General features: G+C 40.3%; 19 protein-coding genes. 4 read left to right on the top strand and 15 right to left on the bottom strand.

Translation table 11 applies throughout. The features are described 5' to 3' along the window. The first annotated feature begins 33 nt into the window (after positions 1-33). A complete protein-coding gene (locus IL355_RS01540) occupies positions 34-1,008 on the top strand; it encodes an endonuclease/exonuclease/phosphatase family protein (protein ID WP_192460449.1) in 975 nt (324 codons plus the stop codon). Positions 1,009-1,025: 17 nt separating this feature from the next. Here the strand turns inward: IL355_RS01540 and IL355_RS01535 are convergent, their stop codons facing one another. From IL355_RS01535 to hemB, 7 genes are all read right to left on the bottom strand, one after another. Next, positions 1,026-1,496, bottom strand: coding sequence for an FKBP-type peptidyl-prolyl cis-trans isomerase (locus IL355_RS01535; protein WP_192460448.1), 471 nt, complete (start codon positions 1,494-1,496; stop codon positions 1,026-1,028). Positions 1,497-1,539: 43 nt separating this feature from the next. Next, positions 1,540-2,253, bottom strand: a complete 714-nt coding sequence (locus tag IL355_RS01530; RefSeq protein ID WP_192460447.1) for a 3'-5' exonuclease — start codon at positions 2,251-2,253, stop codon at positions 1,540-1,542. Continuing rightward, entirely contained in the window at positions 2,243-4,060 is a 1,818-nt protein-coding gene (locus tag IL355_RS01525; RefSeq protein ID WP_192460446.1) for a DUF4153 domain-containing protein, read from the bottom strand. The genes IL355_RS01530 and IL355_RS01525 overlap by 11 nt, the downstream gene beginning before the upstream one ends. A 242-nt stretch (positions 4,061-4,302) precedes the next feature. Further along, positions 4,303-4,776, bottom strand: a complete 474-nt coding sequence (locus IL355_RS01520; protein WP_192460445.1) for a methylated-DNA--[protein]-cysteine S-methyltransferase — start codon at positions 4,774-4,776, stop codon at positions 4,303-4,305. Further along, positions 4,776-5,900 (bottom strand): CNNM domain-containing protein, encoded by a 1,125-nt coding sequence (locus IL355_RS01515; RefSeq protein ID WP_192460444.1) that lies wholly within the window; start codon positions 5,898-5,900, stop codon positions 4,776-4,778. The genes IL355_RS01520 and IL355_RS01515 overlap by 1 nt, the downstream gene beginning before the upstream one ends. A 51-nt stretch (positions 5,901-5,951) precedes the next feature. After that, entirely contained in the window at positions 5,952-7,262 is a 1,311-nt protein-coding gene (locus tag IL355_RS01510) for a serine hydrolase domain-containing protein (RefSeq protein WP_192460443.1), read from the bottom strand. A gap of 29 nt (positions 7,263-7,291) precedes the next feature. After that, on the bottom strand, positions 7,292-8,281 hold the full coding sequence (gene hemB, locus IL355_RS01505; protein WP_192460442.1) for a porphobilinogen synthase: 990 nt from the start codon (positions 8,279-8,281) through the stop codon (positions 7,292-7,294). Positions 8,282-8,349: 68 nt separating this feature from the next. Here hemB and IL355_RS01500 point away from each other — a divergent pair, with 68 nt between their 5' ends. Next, entirely contained in the window at positions 8,350-10,992 is a 2,643-nt protein-coding gene (locus tag IL355_RS01500) for a DEAD/DEAH box helicase family protein (protein ID WP_192460441.1), read from the top strand. Here IL355_RS01500 and IL355_RS01495 read toward each other — a convergent pair. From IL355_RS01495 to hemA, 8 genes are all read right to left on the bottom strand, one after another. After that, positions 10,979-11,587 (bottom strand): hypothetical protein, encoded by a 609-nt coding sequence (locus IL355_RS01495; RefSeq protein WP_192460440.1) that lies wholly within the window; start codon positions 11,585-11,587, stop codon positions 10,979-10,981. The genes IL355_RS01500 and IL355_RS01495 overlap by 14 nt on opposite strands. Further along, on the bottom strand, positions 11,578-12,480 hold the full coding sequence (hemF, locus tag IL355_RS01490) for an oxygen-dependent coproporphyrinogen oxidase (protein ID WP_192460439.1): 903 nt from the start codon (positions 12,478-12,480) through the stop codon (positions 11,578-11,580). Before hemF ends, IL355_RS01495 begins: the two co-directional genes overlap by 10 nt. 2 nt (positions 12,481-12,482) lie before the next feature. Continuing rightward, positions 12,483-13,112, bottom strand: coding sequence for a hypothetical protein (locus IL355_RS01485; RefSeq protein WP_187456377.1), 630 nt, complete (start codon positions 13,110-13,112; stop codon positions 12,483-12,485). Then, positions 13,112-13,648, bottom strand: coding sequence for a GNAT family N-acetyltransferase (locus tag IL355_RS01480; protein WP_192460438.1), 537 nt, complete (start codon positions 13,646-13,648; stop codon positions 13,112-13,114). The genes IL355_RS01485 and IL355_RS01480 overlap by 1 nt, the downstream gene beginning before the upstream one ends. Before the next feature lie 3 nt (positions 13,649-13,651). Further along, positions 13,652-15,004 carry a TrkH family potassium uptake protein gene (locus tag IL355_RS01475; RefSeq protein ID WP_192460437.1) on the bottom strand — a complete coding sequence of 451 codons (1,353 nt, stop codon included), beginning with the start codon at positions 15,002-15,004 and terminating at the stop codon, positions 13,652-13,654. 9 nt (positions 15,005-15,013) lie between these two features. Continuing rightward, positions 15,014-16,039, bottom strand: coding sequence for a uroporphyrinogen decarboxylase (hemE, locus tag IL355_RS01470; RefSeq protein ID WP_192460436.1), 1,026 nt, complete (start codon positions 16,037-16,039; stop codon positions 15,014-15,016). Between the two features lie 396 nt (positions 16,040-16,435). Next, on the bottom strand, positions 16,436-18,007 hold the full coding sequence (gene hemC / locus IL355_RS01465) for a hydroxymethylbilane synthase (RefSeq protein ID WP_192460435.1): 1,572 nt from the start codon (positions 18,005-18,007) through the stop codon (positions 16,436-16,438). Next, positions 18,004-19,260 carry a glutamyl-tRNA reductase gene (gene hemA, locus IL355_RS01460; protein WP_192460434.1) on the bottom strand — a complete coding sequence of 419 codons (1,257 nt, stop codon included), beginning with the start codon at positions 19,258-19,260 and terminating at the stop codon, positions 18,004-18,006. Before hemA ends, hemC begins: the two co-directional genes overlap by 4 nt. Before the next feature lie 205 nt (positions 19,261-19,465). Between hemA and IL355_RS01455 the strand changes: the two genes are divergently transcribed. Both IL355_RS01455 and IL355_RS01450 read left to right on the top strand, forming a co-directional pair. Next, on the top strand, positions 19,466-20,356 hold the full coding sequence (locus IL355_RS01455) for a helix-turn-helix transcriptional regulator (protein ID WP_192460433.1): 891 nt from the start codon (positions 19,466-19,468) through the stop codon (positions 20,354-20,356). A gap of 182 nt (positions 20,357-20,538) precedes the next feature. Further along, a complete protein-coding gene (locus IL355_RS01450) occupies positions 20,539-23,355 on the top strand; it encodes a ThuA domain-containing protein (protein ID WP_192460432.1) in 2,817 nt (938 codons plus the stop codon). Positions 23,356-23,502 lie beyond the last annotated feature (147 nt).

Here is a 23,502-nt window from a genome sequence, read left to right as displayed (position 1 = left end):
TACGTTATTTTAATAGACCAATTACAATATCATATGAATTTTTCTTTTTGGAAGAAACACGGAAAAAGACAATTACATACTATTGCCTTTTATAATCTTGAAAATTTGTTCGATACGAACGATGATCATCTGACTCTTGATGATGATTTTACGCCTAACGGAATAAAACAATGGACACCGAAGCGATACGAAAAGAAATTAAGAAAATTGGCGAATACTATTTCCAGGGTAGGACTTAACGATGGTTATATGGCACCCATTGTGGTAGGCATATGTGAAGTGGAGAATAGGCAAGTAGTAGAGGATTTAATTGCTACGGAACCCCTCAAAAATGAAGCTTACGGAATTGTGCATTATGATTCCCCTGATGAGCGGGGCATTGATTGCGCTTTGATATATAATAAAGAGTACTTTAAATTGATCAGTTCAGAGCCCATTCATTTAAAAGTTCATCAAACGGATGGAAGCATAGACCGTACTAGGGATATCTTATATGTAAAGGGAACAATGAAAAATGAAACCCTGCACATATTCGTAAATCATTGGCCATCCAGAAGGGATGGGGGTACGGTTACAAGCCCCAAACGAATGAAAGCCGCCCAAACCCTCAGCGAATTTATTGCCCGTTTACAGGAAAAGGAACCGCAAATGAACTGCATTGTTATGGGGGATTTTAATGATGGGCCCAAATCAAATAGCTTGCGCCATTTAAAACAGGAAAACGGGCTATACAATCCCATGGAAAAACTACTGACGCCCAACCGGGGGAGTGCCACTTACAAAGGCCGTTGGATGCTTTTTGACCAGATTTTAATCTCGCACAGCTTTCTCAATTATGAAAAAGGCACCCACAGCTTTTCCCATGCCAATATTTTTGATGATTATTTTCTTACTGAATTTAAGGGCAAGTATAAAGGCTCCCCTTTTAGAACCTACGCGGGGCGTAAATATTTAGGAGGGTTAAGCGACCATTTTCCGGTGTACATTCATTTAAAATATAACACCTAGATATACCGATTGGATAATTAGTTGACGCTTATGAGGTTTATATCAAAAATAAGCACTGAGCCGCCAGGTATACCATTGTAGTCAAAACTACCATAGCCTAGATGAGAGGGAATTAAAAGCATACCGCTGCCGCCTTCGTTAAAATAAGTGATGCCTTCGGTCCACCCAGGAATTACTTGCTGTAAATTGAAAGTGATTCCAGATTCGCTACTCTGGTCAAAAACGGAGCCGTTTAAAAAATAGCCTTTGTAAGCAACGGTCACATCGGATGAGGAAGTAGGTTGGGCACCATCGCCTTGTTCGTTAATGATATAGTAAAGTCCAGTATCTGTTTTTACTGCGGTTAGCTCATTTTGTTCCAAGTAAATCTGGATATCCTCATCATTCTGTGCCGTATAATCAATGGGTTCTGGTTGTTCGTTATTCCCGTTATCGTCAAGACAAGAAACCAAGGAAAGAAAAAATAGGGGGAGAAGTAAATATTTCATAATAATGTTTAAAACGTAAATTTAGGGAATCTGATGATTACTGCTATACTTTTTTGATTTCATTGTCGTTCAACAATTCATCGCCACGTAGTCTCAGAAATACTTGGGCGGTTGTTATCACATCCAATTCACAATAAGTAATAATACGGTCGAGGTCTTTTTCCTTGTAAAATACTTCACGAACCATACTGCCGTCTATATCTTGTTTGGGAGACGGAATTCCTAAAATATTGGCCAATAGCTTAAGGGAGGTAAAGTGCTTGTAATCGCCAAACTTCCAGAGTTCCATGGTGTCTAGATGCGGAACTTCCCAAGGCTTTTTACCAAATAAGTTGAGTTTGTAAGGTAGTTCTATACCGTGAATGATCATCCTTCTGGCAATATAAGGGAAGTCAAACTCTTTGGCATTATGACCACATAATAGTTTTTTGGGCGCGCTGAAATGGCCGTTTAGTAAATTTTTAAATTCTTTTAAAAGTTGGATTTCATCCCCGTGAAAACTGGTGGTCCTAAATGAGCGTATGTCACCTTTCAAATGAAAATACCCGACGGAAATACAGATGATTTTTCCGAACTCTGCCCAAATACCCGCTCTTTCATAAAATTCTTCGGCGGTGTATTCATCTTTACGCTGGTATTGGGATTTTTGTTCCCATAGTTCTTTTTTTTCTTCGGATAAGCCTTGAAAATGCTCCTCTTCCGGTACAGTTTCAATGTCTAAAAACAAAATGTTCTCTAAATTAATCTTATTCAGCATCGTTCTTATTTTTGATAAACATATAAGCCGATCCATTGTGTAGGTCGAGCGAGTCTTTGGAATGTACCGTAAAGCTTAGGTTGTAAAAAACAAGTTTTGCTCTTATGGTTCCGTTTTCTAAAAATACACTTCTTTCGTCAACTGAAATATCGTTTAGGTTAGGCCCTCTTGTTGAAAGTTCATGTAAGAAGGAATGCAACTCTATTTGCAAAGGCTTTTCATCCCATTCCTTGTTAACTACCTTCAAACAAAGGTCCATTGGATAATATTCTAAAATGTATCCATCGCTTTTAGAATTCTGATATGATCGATTGTAAATGTGAACAGGCAAAAAATGGGAATAACCGGATACATCCATCAATTGATTGTTGCCATCATTTTCATAGAAAGAATAGTGTGTGCCATAATTTTGGGCGATGTTTAGGTTGTCTTTAGGGTCTATACTTATGCCCAAAGAATCAAGTACAGTGTTGGTATCTACCCAATTATAGCTCCTCCATTTGCTCGAAACAGTATCGTTCATGGCATAATTCATATTGATTCCGGTTACCGCATCCAGTCTGGAAATTTCGCTTCGGTCTTCTAAATATTCAATAATGGAGGTTAACTGATTGAATTCATTATAGGAGGCAAGGCCTTTGTTTACCATTACTTTTTTATACACTTTTTCAAATTCGTTGGCCTGACTTCTGTTGGATACCGAAAAAACACCCCAAAAACCGAAAGAGGACAAAATAGCCAAAGTAAACAACGAAAGAGGAAGTATAATCAGCCGTCGTTTTTTAGCAAGTAAAAGATAGAGTGCCATGGCAAATATCCAAATGGCAATCAGAACTACGAAGTAGCGGTTCTCTGTAATTCCATAATCGCTAATTCTTCTAAAAATGGCCACAAAGAGTAATACTATTAGTGGTAACAGGGCATAATAGAACCAAGGATAAAACCTTCTTATAGTCCATGCCGAGGCGTTTTTTTGAATGGGATTGATGATTATTTGCACCAAATAACCAATAAGGGCCAAGGCGGTCACTAAATAAGAAACCCAACCTTTAGGAAGTTGCCACTCTATAAGAATTTTGGCTCCGTAGGCATATAGAATGAGTATATAGAGGATGACCAAAGGAATCAAGATGAATTTCACAAACACTTCCAGTGCCTTCTCAAAATGTATTTCGGTTTGGTTTCTAACTTTTTTCGGAAAATCGGATAGATAAATCCATGTGTTTACCGTACCCAAACAGAATATAAAAAGCTGACCGTAACGTTCCCCTTTGATATGGGTTTCAAATAAGGCATCAATTGTTAATAGTGCCAAAACTAGGCCCAAGTAAAGAACACCTGAAAAGAGTGCGCTGCGGGTAATGGCAATACCTACAGATTTAAGGTAGTTCCAATAGGCACTTTTATTCCAATATTTTACGAAGGGTGCAAATAATAGGAACAAATGCCCGGCGATCAGGTAAAGAAAGAATCGTACAATATAAACAGGATTGTCATCTAGGTCTTTGCCGTTTGGTAAGTGCCAATAAAAAAGAAACAAAAGAACCAGAACTATCAATTTCATGATAATCCACTTATTGGAAGGCCTTTGTTGTTCTATGAAAAATTGAGTCCCGATAAGCCAACTGATTCCAAGAATCAAAGTGAGAATGATATTGAATTTATCTTCAATATCGGTCCCAGAGCTTAGTCCGATAAGGTGCATGATGTAGAAGCTTCCTAGAATGGCCCATACTAGGGTGACTGGGAATCGGTTAAAGGCAATTTGGGCCTTACTCGTAATTTCTTTAATCGATGGTAACTGCATAACATGAAGATTTACTCACAAAATTATAGCACCAAAACTGGTCATTTATCCCTGTAAAAAGGGATTTTAGGCAAAAACGTGTTAATCAGAAGTAAGGTAAGCAAAAAGACCTCTTGGTCGGTTTACAGTTTTTCTGCCATTACGTTTTCTTCTACGACCTGCATTTTTGTTCTGTAAGATGCAAAAAAGAAACTTTTATTTAGGGGGAATATTGTCTCTACCAACCGGGTAGTTGGTAAATATCAGAACAAACTTTGTTGTTTTACCGGGTTTTCATGTTCCAAAAGCCATTTTTTACGGTGCAGACCGCCCGCATAGCCGGTTAAAGAACCATCACTGCCAATTACCCGATGGCAGGGGACCACGATCCATAAGGGATTTTTTCCGTTGGCGGAGGCTACCGCCCTAATGGCCTTTACATCGCCCAAGGTTTTGGAAAGGTCAAGGTATGAGACGGTTTTTCCAAAAGGAATGTCTAGCAGTGCTTCCCAAACTTTTTTTTGGAAGTCCGTACCTTGGGGATTCAACTTTAAATCGAATTCCGTTCGCCTACCTAAAAAGTACTCTTTAAGCTGCGCAGCGGCGGGTTTCAAACTATCAGGAACCTTTTCAACTTCAGTTGGTGTTTTGTCTGAAAGGGTGATGGCAGTAATACCGTCCAAATTACCTTCCAATTTAGCGGTGCCCAAAGGAGTTGAAATGTAAGCCGTTTCCATTATTTTTTAGGGTCGATGCGTTTTTCTAAAATGCCGGCACGTTGTGCACGGTTTTCCCAGTTCTTGCGCGCTAGATCCTGCAAATCGGCAACGTTGTCACTTTCATCCATAATTTCGAGGCCTAAAAGGGTCTCGATAACGTCTTCCATGGTAACCAATCCGCTTACGGACCCATATTCATCCACAACCAAAGCTACATGTTCCCTTTTTGCGATAAGGGTCTCGAATAATTTCGGAATAGGGGTTTTTCGTTCGGTAACTAAAATCTCCCGTTTGATTTCGGAAAGGGGCATATCGCCATTTTCGTTGACCATTTCCTCCAAAATATTGTCCTTAAGAACAAAGCCATCAATATGGTCCATTTTATCCCCGTGAACGGGAATTCTGGAAAAGCGCATTTTAGGGTTGTCTTCAAAAAATTCGCGTATGGATTTCTTTTCGGGGGCAATTTTCATCACCGCCCTTGGGGTCATGATATCCTTCACCAAAACTTCATCAAAACGTAGTAAGTTTTTAATAATCGTAGATTCCGATTTTTCAAAAACACCTTCTTCATGGGCAATTTCTGTCATGGCCGTGAAATCTTCCCGGCTCAGCACACTTCCTTCGTGACCTTTTCCGCCTACCAATCTGGTAAAGAGTTGAAGCAACCAAAGCAGCCCAGTATATTTTAAGGCCAAAACCATAATACGAAGTGTTTTTGCCGTAAAGTTGGCCAAGCCTTTCCAATAGGTGGCTCCTATGGTTTTAGGTATGATTTCCGAAGCCACTAAAATAAGAATGGTCATAACTGTAGAAACGATGCCAACCATCAAATCTTCTGTAAAGGAGACGCCAAGAATCGTTCTTTCCGTACTCCCGTAGAGTTGGGTGTAAGCAACTTTGGCCTGTACCCCAACCAAAATGGCCCCCACGGTATGGGCTATGGTGTTAAGGGTAAGAATAGCAATCAATGGTTTGTCCACATCTTGCTTTAGTTCCTCCAACAAGACCGCATAGGCCTTGCCTTCCTTCTTTTTAACATTGATAAAGGTGGGTGTAATACTTAAAAGAACTGCTTCTAGAACAGAGCACAGAAAGGAGAAAAAAATGGATATAACGGCGTAAAAAATGAGCAGACCCATATATTGGTTGTTTACGCACGAATATACCAATATTTGAACAACCTTTTGATCTTATTCGCTAGCTAATGTGGACTGATAAAAAACTTGCTGAACGGCAGACCTGATATTTAAACTGTACAGTTTTCTATGGTCACGTGAGGGATTGACCCTATTGCTCAGAAAAATATATACCAACTGGTTTTTGGGGTCCGCCCATACAAAAGTGCCCGTAAAGCCGGAATGCCCAAAGCTGCTTTTACCTGCTTCTGGAGCGGGATATGCATCTTCTAGATTTAATTCTGAGTTGTTCAGTAAGGGCTTATCAAAACCTAATCCCCTGCGATTGTCGTTTTCTGGATATTGCACCTTAATAAATTCTTTCACGGTTGCTTCGGAGAAATATCTCTTACCATCATAAACACCATATTGCATATACATCTGCATCAATTTGGCCAAGTCGGTTGCTTTGGCGAATAGCCCGGCATTACCGGAAATCCCACCCAAAAGGGAGGCATTTTCGTCATGTACCCATCCTTTGGTCAGACTGTGGCGGAATAAGGTGTCCACTTCCGTGGGAACAATTGCATTGGAAAAGCCTTTTTTAGAGGGAGTAAAACCCATGGTAGGCGCGCCCAAAGGCAAGTAAAAATTCTTCTCCAGATAGTAATCATAAGAACTCCCGGTGAGTTGTTTCACCAACTCAGGATAAATCAAAAAGGTAAGTCCTGAATACTTATACTTTTTCTCATCCGAAACAGCTGATTTGTCAATCAATCGGTACATCCTTTTGAAAAAGTTGTTTTTAATATACAGATGGTCGTATACCTGATTGGAAAATTTTCTTGAGGGTGCGTTCCTGATGTATTTTGTTTTTGGTGTGCCATTACCGTCCAAAACTTCGTTAAGAAAGATGATATAAGGAACCAAACCTGCTTGGTGGGCCAGTATCTCCCGAAGGGTCAAATCCTTTTTACTCTCTACTTTTTTCCAGCGGGTCCAGTAATCGCTAAAGGGTCGGTCCAAGTCTATTTTGCCCTCATCCACTAATTTCATAATAGCAGGAAGGGCTGCCGTCACTTTAGTAACCGATGCCAAATCGTAAATATCATTGGTAGCTACGCGCTGAATACTGTCATAGGTGTGAAAGCCGTAAGCTTCGTGAAAGATTATTTTTCCGTTTTTGGCGACCAACACCTGAGCTCCAGGAAAGGCTTCTTCTCGAATACCGTTGGAGATGATAGAATCTACACGCTGGTGAATCATTTTGGAATCTAGCCCCACTTCTTCTGGGGAAGCATAGGTAAGTACATCGTTATTTTGGGCAAACAACTGGCTGGTAAAGCCAAAAAACAGTAAAATACCTTTTAGTATTATATTTTTCATGGTTGGTGGTTTGGTGGGTAAACTTCTATTTAACCCAAGAGCTTTACAGCATCTTTGGCAAAATAGGTGGCGATGATATTGGCGCCCGCCCGTTTAATGGCGTATAACTGCTCAAGCATTACGGCATCGTGGTCTAACCATCCTTTCTCGGCAGCAGCCTTTAACATGGCATATTCCCCGGAGACTTGGTAAACGGCCACTGGAATGTCCACGTCGTTTCTAATTTCCCTGACAATATCCAAATAGCAAAGTCCCGGTTTCACCATGACGATATCAGCCCCTTCATCGATATCCATTTCGGTTTCCTTAATGGCTTCATACCTGTTGGCATAATCCATTTGATAGGTTTTCTTGTCCTTTGGAATGTCCTTTACGTCCACGGGAGCGGAATCAAGGGCATCCCTAAACGGACCATAGAATGCGCTGGCATATTTAGCGCTATAGCTCATGATGGCAGTATTGTAATAGCCTTCATCTTCCAAAGCTTCACGGATGGTTAAAATACGCCCGTCCATCATGTCACTTGGGGCTACAACATCTGCTCCTGCTTCGGCATGGGAAACACTCATCTCTGCCAAAACCTCGGAAGTTTCATCGTTCAATACTTGTCCGTTTTCGATAATTCCGTCATGACCGTAGCTAGAAAACGGGTCCAGGGCCACATCGGTCATTACCAACATATCAGGACAAGCATATTTCACCGTTCTAATGGCTCTTTGCATTAAACCATCAGGATTCAACGCTTCGGTACCTTTATTGTCTTTTAAATCATCATCGACCTTTACAAAGAGAAGTACTGATTTTAAACCCATTTTCCAGAGTTCTTTTGCTTCCAAAGCCAAATTGTCCAAACTTAACCGATAGTAATTGGGCATGGAAGGAATTTCTTCCTTGATATTTTTTCCCTCCACTACAAAAAGGGGTACTAGAAAGTCGTTGGGAGTCAATACGGTTTCGCGCACTAAATTTCTGATGGATTCGTTTGCTCTTAATCTGCGGTTTCTGCGTAAGGGGTACATAGTTTGCCTAATTTTGAATTTTCAAAGTTACTTATAATCGCCGTACTAACAGGAAAACTAAGGAAGTCTTGCTACATCTTCAAAAAAAGCTATCATTTAAATTTTCATGGCGTAGTTACCAAGAAAAGTTTCTTGAAAATTTTGAATCCCATAAGGAAGATGACCATTTGCATGTGGTGGCGCCACCGGGCTCTGGAAAAACAGTGTTAGGACTTGAAATGGTTCGTAGGGTAGATAAAAAAACCCTGATTCTTGCTCCTACTTTAACTGTTAGAAACCAATGGAAGAATCGGTTGGAAGAATTTTTTATCGAGGATAGTTCCTTTAAAGCTTTTTCCACTGAAATATACAGTCCCTCAGCACTTACATTTAGTACCTATCAATCACTACACGCACTTGATAAACGCTTAAATGATTCTGGTGAGTCTTTGTTTGCCTTTTTTAAAAATAACAAAATTGAGACACTCGTTCTGGATGAGGCACACCACCTTAAAAACGAATGGTATAATTGCTTGATTTCCCTAAAGGCTATTCCTGGAATAACGGTTATTGCATTAACCGCTACCCCACCTTATGATAGTTCTAGTGTAGAGTTGAACAAATATTTTGATTTATGTGGACCCATTGATGAAGAAATTGCGGTCCCTGAGTTAGTGAAAAATAAAAACCTCTGCCCCCATCAAGACTATGTGTACCTTTCCCGCCCCTCTGAAAAGCAGATTCAATTTATTTTGGAATATAGGCAGAAGTGCCTTGTATTTTTTAACTCTCTGGTAGCGAACCAAAGCTTCATAGATTTTCTCTTGGCACATCCCTTTTATACCAGTACACAAAAGTATTTGGAGGAAATTTATGAGCGACCTTCAGTATTTGCGTCCATTCTTATTTTTTTGAATGAAGTAGGTATAGTCATTGAAAAGGATAAACTAGAAGTGTTGGGTGTTCAGGAAAAGAAAGTCATCTTCCCCAAATTGAATTACCAATGGTTAGAAACCTTGCTGCAGGATATTTTGGTTGTAGACCGTGAACGGTTCGTAAATGATGAGGAATTATTAGGCAAGTTGGAGTCTACCTTAAGGAAAATTGGTGTATTTCAGAAAAATAAAGTCGATTTTGTAGGTAACCAAGAATTGTATAAATCGCTGACCACCAGCCCTAGTAAATTAAATAGCATTAATGAAATCCTAAAACAGGAAAGTGCTTCGCTTACCTCAGGCTTGCGGGCAGTGGTTTTAACCGATTTTATTAGGAAGGAATTTTTAAGTTTTTCGGATGAAGACACGGACCTGATCAATCAATTAGGGGTTGTGCCCGTTTTTCAATTTCTCAGGATAAAGGGAAATGTCAATAAAGCTGATATGGCGGTTTTGACGGGTTCTTTGATTATTCTTCATAAAAAGCTTTTAAAGGTATTGGAAGGCCTTTTAGAGCAGGGTTCAATCGTTAAAAGCGAACTTGAAACTGATCCCGATTTTTTAAAAATAGACATTCAAGGAAGTTATAAGAATAGAATAGTTGCAATCATTACGGAACTTTTTGAACAGGGTTTAATTAAAATGCTAATTGGTACCAAGGCCTTGCTGGGAGAAGGTTGGGATGCGCCTTCCATCAATACCCTGGTTCTAGCTTCATATGTTGGCTCGTTTGTGTCTTCCAATCAAATGCGGGGTAGGGCTATTAGAATAAATCCGGCCAACGAAAATAAAACGGGTAATATATGGCATTTAGGTTGTGTGGATCCTTCGAGGGAAGATGGAGGAGATGATATTCTTAATTTGAACAGAAGATTTGATGCTTTTTGTGGTATTTCATATTCTGATAGCACCTACATTGAGAATGGCATTGAACGCTTACATCTAATACAAAGTTCTGTAGGCTTTACAGAGATTGATGCTCACAATGATAAAGCATTACTACGGGCCAAGGAAAGGAATAAATTGGCTGGGAAATGGACAGAGGCAATTTCTTCTGGTAGGGTATTGGTTCAGGAAGTTAAGGTCGCGTACAAAGACCACATGCCTTACAGCAAAGCTAAAAGGCTGCTTACTGTTAACGTTACCAAGTTTTTGCTCATTGAGGTCCTTACTGGAATCGCTTTTTTCTTGCCAGAATTTGTACTCAAGAACATAGGCACATTGTTGAATAAAGGTGCTCTGTACTTTATTTATTTGCTACTAGCAGGGATTTTTTTGGGTTTTGCGCCAAAGACATGGAAGGCTCTAAAATTGTATATGCTTTTTGGAAACACTTTTAAGAAGACCTATAAAATAGGACGATGCTTGTTGGAGGTTTTAAAAGAATATAAGTTGGTAAATCCAAAAATTAGGAGAGAGGACGTTAAGGTGGAGCGCTTTGAGAATGGTTCGTTCGCCTGTTATCTAAGTGGAGCAAACAACCATGAAAGCAGTCTGTTTGTCAATTACTTACAAGAAATTATTAATCCCGTAGAAAACCCTAGGTATTTGGTGAAAAGTACCAACTGGTTTAAAAGAAAGTTGGGTATTAGAAATTATTACGTGGTACCAGGGGATTTTGGCAAAAGAAAATCGGATGCCATACTATACCACCGTAGTTGGATAAAGTATGTTGGGCGCTCAAAACTGATATATACTAGAACTTTAGCGGGTAGAAAAGAGCTGCTAAAAGCAAGAATGGCCCATATTATGCAACATGTTTCAGATAACGCCACTAAGGCGGTTACTTGGAAGTAGTTTCTCTACATTCGATGATTCGTTTTAAAGAAGTACCATGCCCATAAGCTTCCCAAAGTGTTGTGTCTTTTTCTATTTTTAGGGGATTTTCATCCTTATCAATAAAAGTTTTGGTAGAGTTGACTAAGGGGTGATTCCAATCTCCAATGGGAATAATCGATTCCTGCCCTGGTATAATCAATTCGTCATCATACTCATAGCAGAAGACCAATACTTTATCCCCAATTTTTAATCCAGATTTATAAAAACAATCGGTATTTAAATAGCCGTGCTGATGGTAAGCGTTCTTTTTGGGGTTATTGATAAGGAACACCTTTTCCAATTGAATACTGCCTTTTTGAGAAGTATATAATGGCCCGGCGTCATCATTTGGCGCGTCCATTTGCACAATAGACCCCATGGCTATAAGCGTGTGGGGAGTGCCACAATAACCAATAAAAGGTCCGCTTTCATCCCACCAATAGGTATAGCCCAGATGTAAAGTATCTTGGGAAAAGGTAATTTCTAAATCGCTTTTTTGTCTTTTCTCCTTACAACTTCCAAGAAATAGAGTAAAACAGAATAAAATTATGGTATGTAGGCATTTTACACCCAATCTACGGGATTTTTAAGTACCTCTAATAATTTTGCTTCTTCGCTATCTTCTTTCGGATGGTGGTCATATACCCATTGCACATGCGGAGGCAGGCTCATCAAAATACTTTCAATACGGCCATTGGTCCGCAATCCGAATAAGGTGCCCTTATCATGTACCAAATTGAATTCTACATAGCGCCCTCTTCTTATTTCTTGCCAATTCCTTTGCTCTTGCGAATAGGCGAAGTCTTTGCGTTTAGTAACAATCGGTATATAAGAATCTAGAAAGCTGTTACCAACGCTGGTAACAAAATTGTACCAGTCCTCCATAGTAAAATCCTCCTTTGCTTTGCAGTAGTCGAAAAAGAGTCCGCCCACGCCACGCGCTTCGTTTCTATGGGCATTCCAGAAATATTCATCACATTTCCTTTTGTAGGTGGAATAAAATTCAGGATGATGGGCATCACAGACGTGTTTGCATACTTGATGAAAATGCTGGGCGTCTTCCTCAAAAAGATAGTAGGGGGTTAGGTCTTGCCCACCACCGAACCACTGGTCTACAATCTCACCCTTTTTGTCATACATCTCAAAATACCGCCAATTGGCATGAACAGTTGGCACCATTGGATTCTTTGGATGAAGTACCAAACTTAAACCGCAGGCAAAAAAATCCGCATCCTGTACTCCAAAATACTTTTGCATGCTTTCTGGAAGTTTTCCAAAGACTTTGGAGATGTTGACACCTCCCTTTTCAAAAACCGCACCATTTTCAATGACCCTGGTGCGACCTCCGCCACCTTCTTCCCGTACCCATTGATCTTCTAGAAATTGCGCCTGACCGTCAATTTCTGTGAGTTTGCAGGTAATTGTATCCTGTAATTGTTGGATGTATGCAAAAAATGGTTCCTTCATTATTATGTGGTCTTTGGCGAAAGATTAACCGCAAAAGTACGCTTTAAAAGTAAAGCCTCCATAAGGGCCAAACCACAATAGTATGTTAGACCAAATGCCATGACAGCGTGCGGTAAATCAATAAATGCACCAGAAGTATTCATACTTTCCCTGTAACCGCTCATGTTTACGAACTCTGCCGTTAGGCCTAATTTCGGGATAATGTCTGCTCCTAATACAAAAAATAGAAGCATAAAAAAGTACATTACTGCGGCCAAAACAGATTTTATGATCGATCTAGCCTTCATTTCTAACGGGACATCCGAAAACGCAAATCGCATCCGATTAAAGACTACCGTCATGTAGATATATAATATGGTATTGTCTTCGAGATATGAATTAAAGCCCCATGCGAAGGTCCCATAGAAAGGAACTAAAACAAAAAGGGATATTTTTTTTGGCATTATGGCCATAAACACACCGGAGTGAATCATGCCGAATTCAAAAGCCATAAGAATAGTTAAGGTACCCAATTGACCAATATCGTCAAAACTGGGCCGGTACCAAAGAGAGAAAAACTGAAAAGCAATGACCACGTTCATAAGAATACTAGCATATTCAAATTGGCGGTCGTATTTCTCTATAATTTGCATTAGTGGTGGGTATGTCGTTCGTATAATAACATATCCAACGGATTTTCATTCGGTGACGTATGTGCTTCCGGAATTATTTTTATGAATTGAAAACCACAATTTTTGGCCACTTGAATACTTGCTAGGTTGGATACATGTACGAGAATTTGAAGGGACTTCAATTTTTCGGTTTTAAAAGCACGTTGGGCGATTTGTGCTACTGCATTGGAGGTCCAACCCTTTCCTTCATATTTAGCGCCAATGCAATAGGCAATCTCCGCTTGCCGAATTGTTCTATCAATATTTTTTAAAATTACCAAGCCTGCCACTTGATCCGAAGTTCGTTCCCTTATGGCGAATGTTAATTCCGTTCCAAGATCAAACTCTACATTTTTTAGAAGGATAAATGCTTGTGAGGCGGCTTCGGTTAGATTTTGTGCCAAAGTCATAGGGAAAAATCGCTGGAACCGATCTTGGTTTGAAACCATTAAAGTGGAAAGGCTTTTGGCGTCATCAGCATTAAGCTGCGTTAAAGTAAAAGCTTGGTTTCCTTCCATAGACTAAACCGCTATGTCATCCCTGATAGGGTGATTTTTAGGATTATTGTGATGTTTGGCCCAAATTGCCAATCCAAAAGTCAGGACACCTAGTCGGCCAATAAACATTAATGCAATTATGACCAATTTGCCCCATGTTCCTAAATCGCCAGTAATACCAGTACTTAAGCCCACAGTTCCCAACGCGGAGGATACTTCAAACAGTAAGTCCTCTAGATGAAAATCTTCCAAAAAGGACAGTAAAAAGGTACCCAAGGCAATAAGGCTCGTATAAAATATAAAGGAAGAAGTAGCCACAAATAACCTTTCGTAAGGAATAATCCGACCAAAAAAGGTGATACGTTGGGTATTTCTTAACCTGCTTTTCATAATGGCGATTACGGCTGTTAGTGTGGTAATTTTCATTCCTCCGGCAGTTCCGGAAGGTGAAGCTCCAATATACATTAGAAAAATGGTCACTAAAAGCATGGGCATAACAAAGGCTCCAAAATCAACCGTATTAAAGCCAACGGTGGTCATAGCAGACATGCTCTGGAAAAATGCCGCCCACATACGCTTAGCTCCCGTTAGGTTTTTAATTACGGGTTCAAAAAAGAAAAAGAACATAAAGCCAAAAAGAAGTAGGACCGCCGACCCTACAAGTATGATTTTGGTAGTAAAACTCAAATGATGATCTTTCTTTTTTATCGAAAGGACAAAATCTGTAACTACAATAAAACCAAGGGAGCCAGCAATGGCCAATAGGGAGGTAGTGGTATTAACTAAAAAATCATCCGAAAAAGATTCAAAGCCATTACTAAAAAGGCTAAAACCGGCGGTACAAAATGCACTTACGCTATGAAATAGTGCATTCCAGAGAGTATCAAAAAAGTTGAGCTCCAGTTTTTTAAAAGCTATGAAATAGAGAATGGTTCCAATTATTTCCATTGCCAGTGTGAAGAAAATAACCGATTTTAAAAAGTCCTTTATTTCAATGGTTTTAGGAAGTGTGAATTCGGTTTTTAAGATGTTCTTGTGCCACCGGGTCATCTTCCTTGTCGTTGAAAGAATCATAAAGGTTGTAAAGGTAAGATAGCCGATACCGCCCAATTGAATCAATACCAAAATGATGAACTGCCCAAAAAAATTATAGGAGTCAAGGACAGAAACCGTTGCCAAACCGGTAGTTGAGACTGCTGAGGTAGCTATAAAGAAATTATCAATAAAAGCTACAGAACTCTTGTGAAACCAGGGAATGCAAAGTAAAAGCGTACCCATGGAAACATAGGTAAGAAAACCATAAAAAAGGTTTTGCTGAGGTGTAAGTCCCAGTTTGAACCGGAGGTATTTTCCAGAAACAACCTTGAAAAGGCTCATTTGCAAGGCTTAAGGTTGGTATTCCTTGACCGCTTCAACAAAGGCCCTCGCATTTTCTACGGGGATATTTGGCAAAATACCATGACCTAGATTAACAATGTATTTATCCTTCCCAAATTCGTTGATCATTTGGGCAACCATTTTTTTAATGTCCGATGGCGATGAAAGTAAACGCGCCGGGTCAAAATTTCCTTGCAAGGTGATATTGCCACCTGTTAGATAACGGGCATTTCTGGCAGAACATGTCCAGTCAACACCTAGTGCCGAAGCACCTGATTTTGCCATTTCTCCCAAGGCGAACCAACAACCCTTGCCAAAGACGATGACCGGGGCTTCATCCTTTAGGGCATCTATAATTTGTTGAATGTACTTCCAAGAAAATTCTTGGTAATCAACAGGAGATAGCATTCCTCCCCATGAATCAAAAACCTGAACGGCATTTACACCTGCCTTCACTTTTGCCTTTAAATAGGCAATGGTGGTATCCGTTATTTTTTGGAGCATGGTATGGGCGGCAACCGGTTGGGTGAAACAAAATTCTTTTGCCTTGTCAAAATTTTTGCTGCCTTGCCCTTGCACGCAGTAACATAGGATGGTCCATGGAGAACCTGCAAAACCGATCAATGGAATTTCATTGTTCAATTTTTCCTTGGTGGCCTTGATGGCTTGCATCACATAATCCAAAGCTTCGTCTACATTGGGAACAATAACCTCTTCCACATCTTTAGCTGTACGAACAGGATTGGGCAAATAGGGACCAAAGTTAGGTTTCATTTGTACCTCAATATTCATGGCCTGCGGAATCACCAAAATATCCGAAAACAAAATAGCGGCATCCATACCATACCTTCGTATAGGCTGCACCGTAATTTCGGAGGCCAATTCCGGTGTTTGACAACGGGTAAAGAAATCGTATTTCTTTTTTATTTCCATAAACTCCGGCAAATACCTACCTGCTTGTCTCATCATCCAAACCGGAGGTCTTTCCACCGTTTCACCCTTCAGTGCTCTAAGAAATAAATCGTTTTTTATCATTGCAATATGTTCTTTTTAGTTGATGGTTATTCGTTGCTCGTTGCTGGTTGTTTGTTAATAGTTGAAGGTAGATGGTGATTCGTCAAAAATCAAGTAGTTTGTCCTATGTCCTATGTCCTATGTCCTATGTCCTATGTCCTATGTCCTATGTCCTATGTTTTATGTCATTTATGGATAGTTATAGGTTGTTCGTTGCTCGTTGATTGGTTAAAAATTGATTGATAAGAAATTTGTCTTATGTCCTACGTCTTAAGTCATTTTCTATACTTTCCTAACTCCTAACTCCTAACTCCTAACTCCTAACTCCTAACTCCTAACTCCTAACTCCTAACTCCTAACTCCTAACTCCTAACTCCTAACTCCTAACTCCTAACTCCTAACTCCTAACTCCTAACTCTAATAATCCCCGTTCACCAATTCAATCACGCTTTCCACTACCGGAATCTTCGCCACTTTTACGTTTCTAAAATGTTTACGGGCTTCTTCGGCCGTCGTTTCTCCAATACAGTAAGCCGTTTTGTCCGGTCGGTTTTTGAGCAAATAACTTTCTACCCCACTTGGGCTAAAGAAAAGAATCCCCTCTATTTCTTTATCAACTTCGGAAGGTGCGTGTTTCGTCGTGTAGGTTTCCACCTTATGTACGGTGATGTTGTTTTCCTCTAATATATTGGGTAAATCATCCATACTGAGGTTGCTACAGAAGTATGTGACTTCCAATCCCTCCATATATTCCACCAAATATTTCGCCAATTCTTTGGCATCTATGGCTTGATGTTTTACCGGTCCTATTCGCTTTTCTATAAGCCTTTTGGTCTTTCGGCCAACGCAGTAAATATTCTTAAACTTTAATGTATCCGGAGCTTGGGTGGCCAAACTCTCTACCCCATTTTTGCTGGTGATGATAACATTCTCCAACTCCTGTGTGAGCAGGGTTTTGGGTAATCTATTCGGACTGATCTTTATAAAATCTTCGCTCTTGACCGTAACCCCTTGTTTAAAAAGCTGTAGTTGGTTTTGAGACAGGTTTTTGGTGGAGAAAATATGGGTCTTAAGCGTTCCACCGTGGGTTTGGTTGACCAAGAGTTTACCTCCGCGAGCCAAAATACTGTTGGCACAATCCCTTCCTAGGTTTTTGTGAAGCCCCAGTGGAGCGGAATATTCAGCTTCTAGTTTTCTCTTACCGTCATAGGAGAGTAAAACCCCCTTAAGAGTTACCTGGTCGTTTTTATCTATAAAAGCGTGAGCACCTATGGGTGCGGTACAGCCACCTTCTAAAATTCTTAAAAACTCTCTTTCCAACTGCACGCAAATAGCCGTTGCCCCGTGGTTGAGTTCTGCACAGGCTTCCCGAACAAATTCATCCTCTTCCTTGGCAACTACCATAATCGCTCCCTGTGCCGGGGCGGGAACCATCCAAGTGAGTCCAATGGTATGTTCCGGTTGTAATCCAATACGTTGAAGTCCCGCAGCAGCAAAAATGGCTCCGTTCCAATCGTTAGTATTAAGTTTCTCCAATCGGCTATTGACATTGCCCCGCAAATCTACCACTGTATGGGTAGGGTAGCGGTTCAGCCATTGCGCTTTTCTTCGCAGACTTCCTGTTGCTATAACAGCATCCTTTTGGGCCAAAAACTCTTCGTTGTTCTTAAAAGCAAGAATATCAAAATGGTTGCCACGCTCTAAAACTGCGGCTTGAACAATTCCTTTAGGAAGGGCAGTGGGAACGTCTTTCATGCTATGAACGGCAATGTCTATTTCGCCTTTAAGCATGGCCACATCCAATGTTTTGGTGAAAATACCGGTAATGCCCAGTTCATATAAGGGTTTGTCTAGCACGAGGTCTCCCGTAGATTTTACGGGAACAAGGGTGGTTTCGTGCCCCAGCGCCTCAAGCTGCTCCTTTACGGTAGTTGCCTGCCATAACGCCAATTCGCTATCGCGGGTACCGATTCGGATAACTTTACTCATGGAGTTTCTATTTCTAGTTGAAAAACTTTTTGGATAAGTTCAAGACTACTGTCCGCATCAACATCTTCATCTTTAAGATGATTGGCAAACTGCTTGGTAATTTTTTGAATGATTCTATTGGAAATGACATCTGCATGCTCTTCGTTAAAATCATTCAGCTTTTTAGATTGGTAATCCATTTCTTCGTCCTTCATAGTCTTCAGCTTTAATTTTAAAGCTTTGATGACAGGGGCAAATTTTCGGGTTTCCAACCATTGGATGAAATCATGTTTTACCTCCTCTATAATTTCCTCCGCTTCCGGGATAAAACGCTTTCTCTTCTCCAGGTTTTCATCTGTAATTTGGGAAAGGTGGTCTAAATGTACCAAACTTACATTTTCCAACTCGGTTACGTTGTCCGAAACATTTTTGGGAATGGAAAGGTCCAATATCAAGAGAGGCTTTTTGGTGTAAATGAGCTCTTTGCTAATTGTGGGTGATTGTGCACCCGTAGCAACGATCAACACATCGGTATTTCTAATTTCTGTTTGAAGGTCGCCATAGTCCTTGACCAATAGGTTGAATTTTCCGGCTATTTTCTCTGCCTTATCCTTAGTCCTGTTGATGAGGGTTATATGGTTGTTCTTCGTGTGCTTGATGAGGTTTTCACAGGTGTTTCTGCCTATTTTACCGGTACCAAAAAGTAAAATGTTTTTTTCTGAAACGTCCGCTACGTTTTCCATGATGTAGCGAACCGAAGCAAAGGCCACGGAGGTTGCTCCCGAAGATATTTCCGTTTCGTTCTTAATGCGCTTGCTGGCCTGAATCACCGAATTACACAAGCGTTCTATAAACGGATTCGCAATTCCGAATTTTTTAGACCTGCCAAAGCTTTGCTTGATTTGACTTATAATTTCAAAATCACCTAAAATCTGACTGTCCAAACCAGTGCCTACTCTAAATAAATGGCTAATGGCCTCGTTGTTCTTGTAAACATAGGCCACTTCCTGAAACTCCTCTACAGAACCTGTAGTATTGTCGCAGAGCAACTTGATGAGTTGAAAAGGGTGCTGGGCAAAACCGTGTATTTCTGTACGGTTACAAGTAGAGGTAACCAAAAGACCATCAATACCTTGCGCTTTGGCCTGCATAAGAATGCGGTCAATGGCAACCGGGTCTAAGCTAAACTTTCCTCTTACCTCTGCATCTGCTTTAAGGTAGCTTAACCCAATGGTATAAAACGAGCTATGTTTGGAAATATGGTAACCTTTCATGAAATGCTTACAAAGCGACTACAAAAATAAAAGGGAGTTGCGGTTAAAAATAACGCTAGAAGAACAATTAGTGTCGATTCAAGTTTTTTTGGTTGATGTTGCGTATAAATACCTTGAAAACCAGTATTTTTACCCTAAAATAAAGCCTTGTAAACGGTTTTATTTAGAACTTTTCTAAATAAAGTGAAAATTAAATACGGCAAGTATGGTTGGTAAAAATGTCGCTGAAGGTTCATTTCAGGAGGTGCTTATAGAAGACGGTTTTTTTGTTTTGAAAATCCAGAATGATGGTTTGGAAAAACAAAAAGTAGTAAGGCATATTGATAGTACTTATATTCAATTTCACTTCTGTTTAAAAGGTAATGCCAAATTTATATTTAACGATGGTAGATATGCCCTAGAGGTTTCTGAGGAGAATTCCCTTTTACTCTATAATACGCAACTGGATTTACCAATGAATCTGGAGCTTAATCCAAATTCTTGGATGGTCTCCGTGGTAATGACCATTCGAAAGTTTCACTCTCTTTTTTCAAAGGAGGCAGATTACATTCCTTTTTTAAGTGCCGACAACAAGGACAAGAAATATTATTCCCAGGAGGGGGTCAATCCTGCGATAGCAGTGGTGCTGAGCCAAATCATGAATTATAATTTGCACCCATCTATCAAGGAACTATACATTAAGGGGAAGGTTTATGAGCTTATAGCACTTTACTTTAACAAAAGTGATGATGCGGATATTGAGCAATGTCCCTTTTTGGTGGATGAGGATAATGTACGGCGTATTAGAAAGGCAAAAGAAATTATTATTTCACGAATGGCCGAACCTCCTACGTTAAACGAATTATCCGATGAAATAGGCCTATCCCTGAAAAAATTGAAAGAAGGTTTTAAGCAGATTTATGGAGATTCTGTTTTTAGTTTTCTTTTTGATTATAAGATGGAATATGCGCGTAAAATGTTGGAAACTGGTCAGCATAATGTAAATGAGGTTGGTCTAAAAGTGGGATACAGCACTGCCAGCCATTTTATATCTGCGTTTAAAAAGAAATATGGGACCACTCCTAAAAAGTACCTAATGGCCTCCACAAATAGCTAATGGGTTGTTAACTGTTTCTTGTTGATAGTCAGTTTTTTAATGATGATTTGGCAGTGTTTTAGGGGTATTTCTAAGTTTTTTTCAAAATATTCGATAAAAAGTTCGTTTTTATCGATGAAATTCAGAACTTCGTATTCCGAGAAACTATAGCTTGGTATTTACCCTAAATCCTTCCCTTGAAAATGAAAGAAAGACCGCTTTATGGCCTGCTTTCCCTTGTTGTTCTTTTATTGTCCATTATCATTGTCGCTTGTCAGAAAGATGAGGAAGTAGTTCCTGAGGACACTATTTTGCCAGATATTGTGCTTCCGCAACCTCCAAAACGGTTGTCGGTTGATACGGTTACGGATTCATCAGCTATAGTGACCTGGGAGAAATCTACCGATCATTCCCAAGTTGCCAATTATGTGGTCTATCAAGATAGTATTGAAGTGTTTCGAGATACCATTACAAGGTATGTGGCCAAGAGTCTTGAACCTGAAACGTCCTATCAGTTTTTGGTACAGGCCACCGATAAGGAGGGAAATACATCAAAATTTAGTGAGGAGTTATTGGTGAAGACCAAAGCTCAGGACTCCGTTGTGCGTGATTCCGTAAGTTTGGATAGTTTAAACCCCTATAGCGTACTTTTGTTGACGCCAAAGTTAAAGGTGGATTCCATCAGTGCTACGAAAGCGCAACTTAGCTGGTCTACGGACTCCAATCTTTCTTCTGTTAACGAATTTAGGTTGTATCAAGACTCCACCATGGTCACCGCCCAAAAGGAGACTAATTATACCGTTCATGATTTAATTCCCGAAAGCACCTATTCCTTTTACGTTGTGGCCGTTGATGGGCGAGATAAGGTAACCAAGCCCAGTAATAAGGTGGAGGTTAGTACGCTCCCATTGGAAATTATGAATGATACCTTGCCGCCTCCCGCACCTGTAGGATTACGAAGCACTAACATCGACTCAAATTCCATAGATCTCACTTGGGATGCTATGGCGGACAGTTTGGAAATTGCCGCTTTTGGGGTATATCAAGATTCCATTTTGTTGGGTATTGTAAAAGACAACCTTTATCAGGTGAAAGATTTACAGCCACAGCGGACTTACGGTTTTTCGGTTACCGCCTGGGATACGAAAGAAAGAGAATCTTCTTTTTCCGAAGTTCTACAGCTCACAACGCTTCCGGAAGAAGCGAAGGACACAATAGTAGAAGCGCCGTTGCCTCCAAATAATTTAGAAGCAAATGAGATAGGAGCGGAATCCCTTTCCCTACAATGGCAATTGCCGTCGGATTCTTTGTCAGTGAAGGAATTTCGGGTTTTCCAAGATGATGCATTTATTGGGTATACCACCAATACCTCTTATGGTGTCAGTTCCCTATCACCTATAACCTCGTATGTGTTTACCGTTTCCTTGGTTACTGAAGAAGGCAAAGAGTCTTCGCCAAGTGCACCTCTATCCGTATTAACAGAGGAAAGAACATCTCAACCAATTGAAGAATCCGCACCATCCGCACCGGTTGATATATCTGTTTCCAATGTGACTTCAAATGCTGTTGAACTAAATTGGAGCGTGGTAGAAGATAGTGTAGCCGTCAGTTCTTTTAAGGTGTATCAAGATGGGGAATTTAAGTTGAGCGTTACCAACAGTTCTTTGACAGTGACGGACTTGTTGCCTGAAACCGTTTACCAATTCTCGGTGAGGGCAGTTGGTGAGAACCAACTGGAGTCGGACTTAAGTGTGGTCGTTGAGGCGACTACTCTGGCTGAGGTAATTTCACCAAGGGATGAAGAACCTCCAACATCGCCCAAAAATATCTCTGCTGATGAGGTTACCGAAACAACAATTGGGCTAAGTTGGGAAGCAGCCACCGACAATGTGGCGGTATCCTCTTATGTTATCTATCAAAACGGGGTGGAAATAGCCGATGTTACCGGAACGTCCTTTCAAGCAACCGGTTTATCTAGTAGTACCGAGTATTCCTTTGAAGTAAAAGCTAAGGACGCAGCTGAAAATATATCGACCACCAGCGAAATTATACAAATTACCACCTTGGAGGAGGTGATAGTGGATAATACTCCCCCTAGTATTCCACAAAATTTGACTGTTGTTAAGTCAACTCAAACCAGCATAAGTTTAAGTTGGGGAGCTTCAACCGATGATACGGCAGTCACGGGTTACCACATATATCAGAACAATCAGAATATAGCTTCGGTACAATCTACTGCCTTTGATATTTCTAGCCTTGTTCCGGCAACCACCTATCGGTATAAAGTAACCGCTTATGATGCGGAGGGCAACGAATCAGGTCAAAGTTTAGGAGTTTCTGTAATGACCCTTCCAGAAGAACTTCCGGAGACCGATAAGGTTTTGGTTTTCACCAAAACAGCGGGTTTTAGGCACGGTTCCATAGAAAAAGGGGTTGTTACTTTTCAAGCGCTGGCTCAATCCAATGACTTTGAAGTTATACGGACGGAAAATAGTGGGGATTTCAATACCACCAACCTTTCACAATACAAAGTCGTGGTGTTTTTAAATACTACAGGAGATATACTGAACAATACCCAGCAAGCCGCGTTCGAAAATTACATTCAATCTGGGGGAAGTTTTATGGGTGTTCATGCCGCTACGGATACCGAGTATGATTGGCCTTGGTACGGACAATTGGTAGGTGCTTATTTTAATGGGCACCCGAAAATTCAGGAAGCTAATTTAGAAGTCGTGAACAGGAATCATTCTTCAACTGCTCACTTAATGGGCAATTGGTCGCGCACAGAAGAATGGTATAATTTTAAAGACATTTACTCAGGAATCAATCCTTTAATAATGCTTGATGAAAGCACTTATGAAGGTGGAACCAATGGAACGTACCACCCTTTTTCGTGGTATCAAGAATATGATGGCGGCCGAGTTTTTTATACCGCTGGCGGACACTCCAACTCGGCCTATGATGAGCCTGATTTTAGGCAACATCTCTTAGGTGGATTGTTTTATTGTTTGGAAAGGTGATCTAGAAAGTGATTTTATGAAACCGACCCGTGGGTCAGTTTTTTCGTTTAAGAAAAGGGCGATTGCTATTAAAATCGCCGACCAATTACCTTTTGAACTCGGCGTGGAACGAGAACTATTAATGTTTGTGCCATTGTTAGGCAAGTT

Source organism: Euzebyella saccharophila (genome assembly GCF_014855495.1).
In the GTDB taxonomy this organism is placed as follows: Bacteria; Bacteroidota; Bacteroidia; order Flavobacteriales; family Flavobacteriaceae; genus Euzebyella; species Euzebyella saccharophila.
The sequence above is the reverse complement of the archived record's forward strand: the minus strand, read 5'-3'. Positions and strand labels throughout refer to the sequence as shown.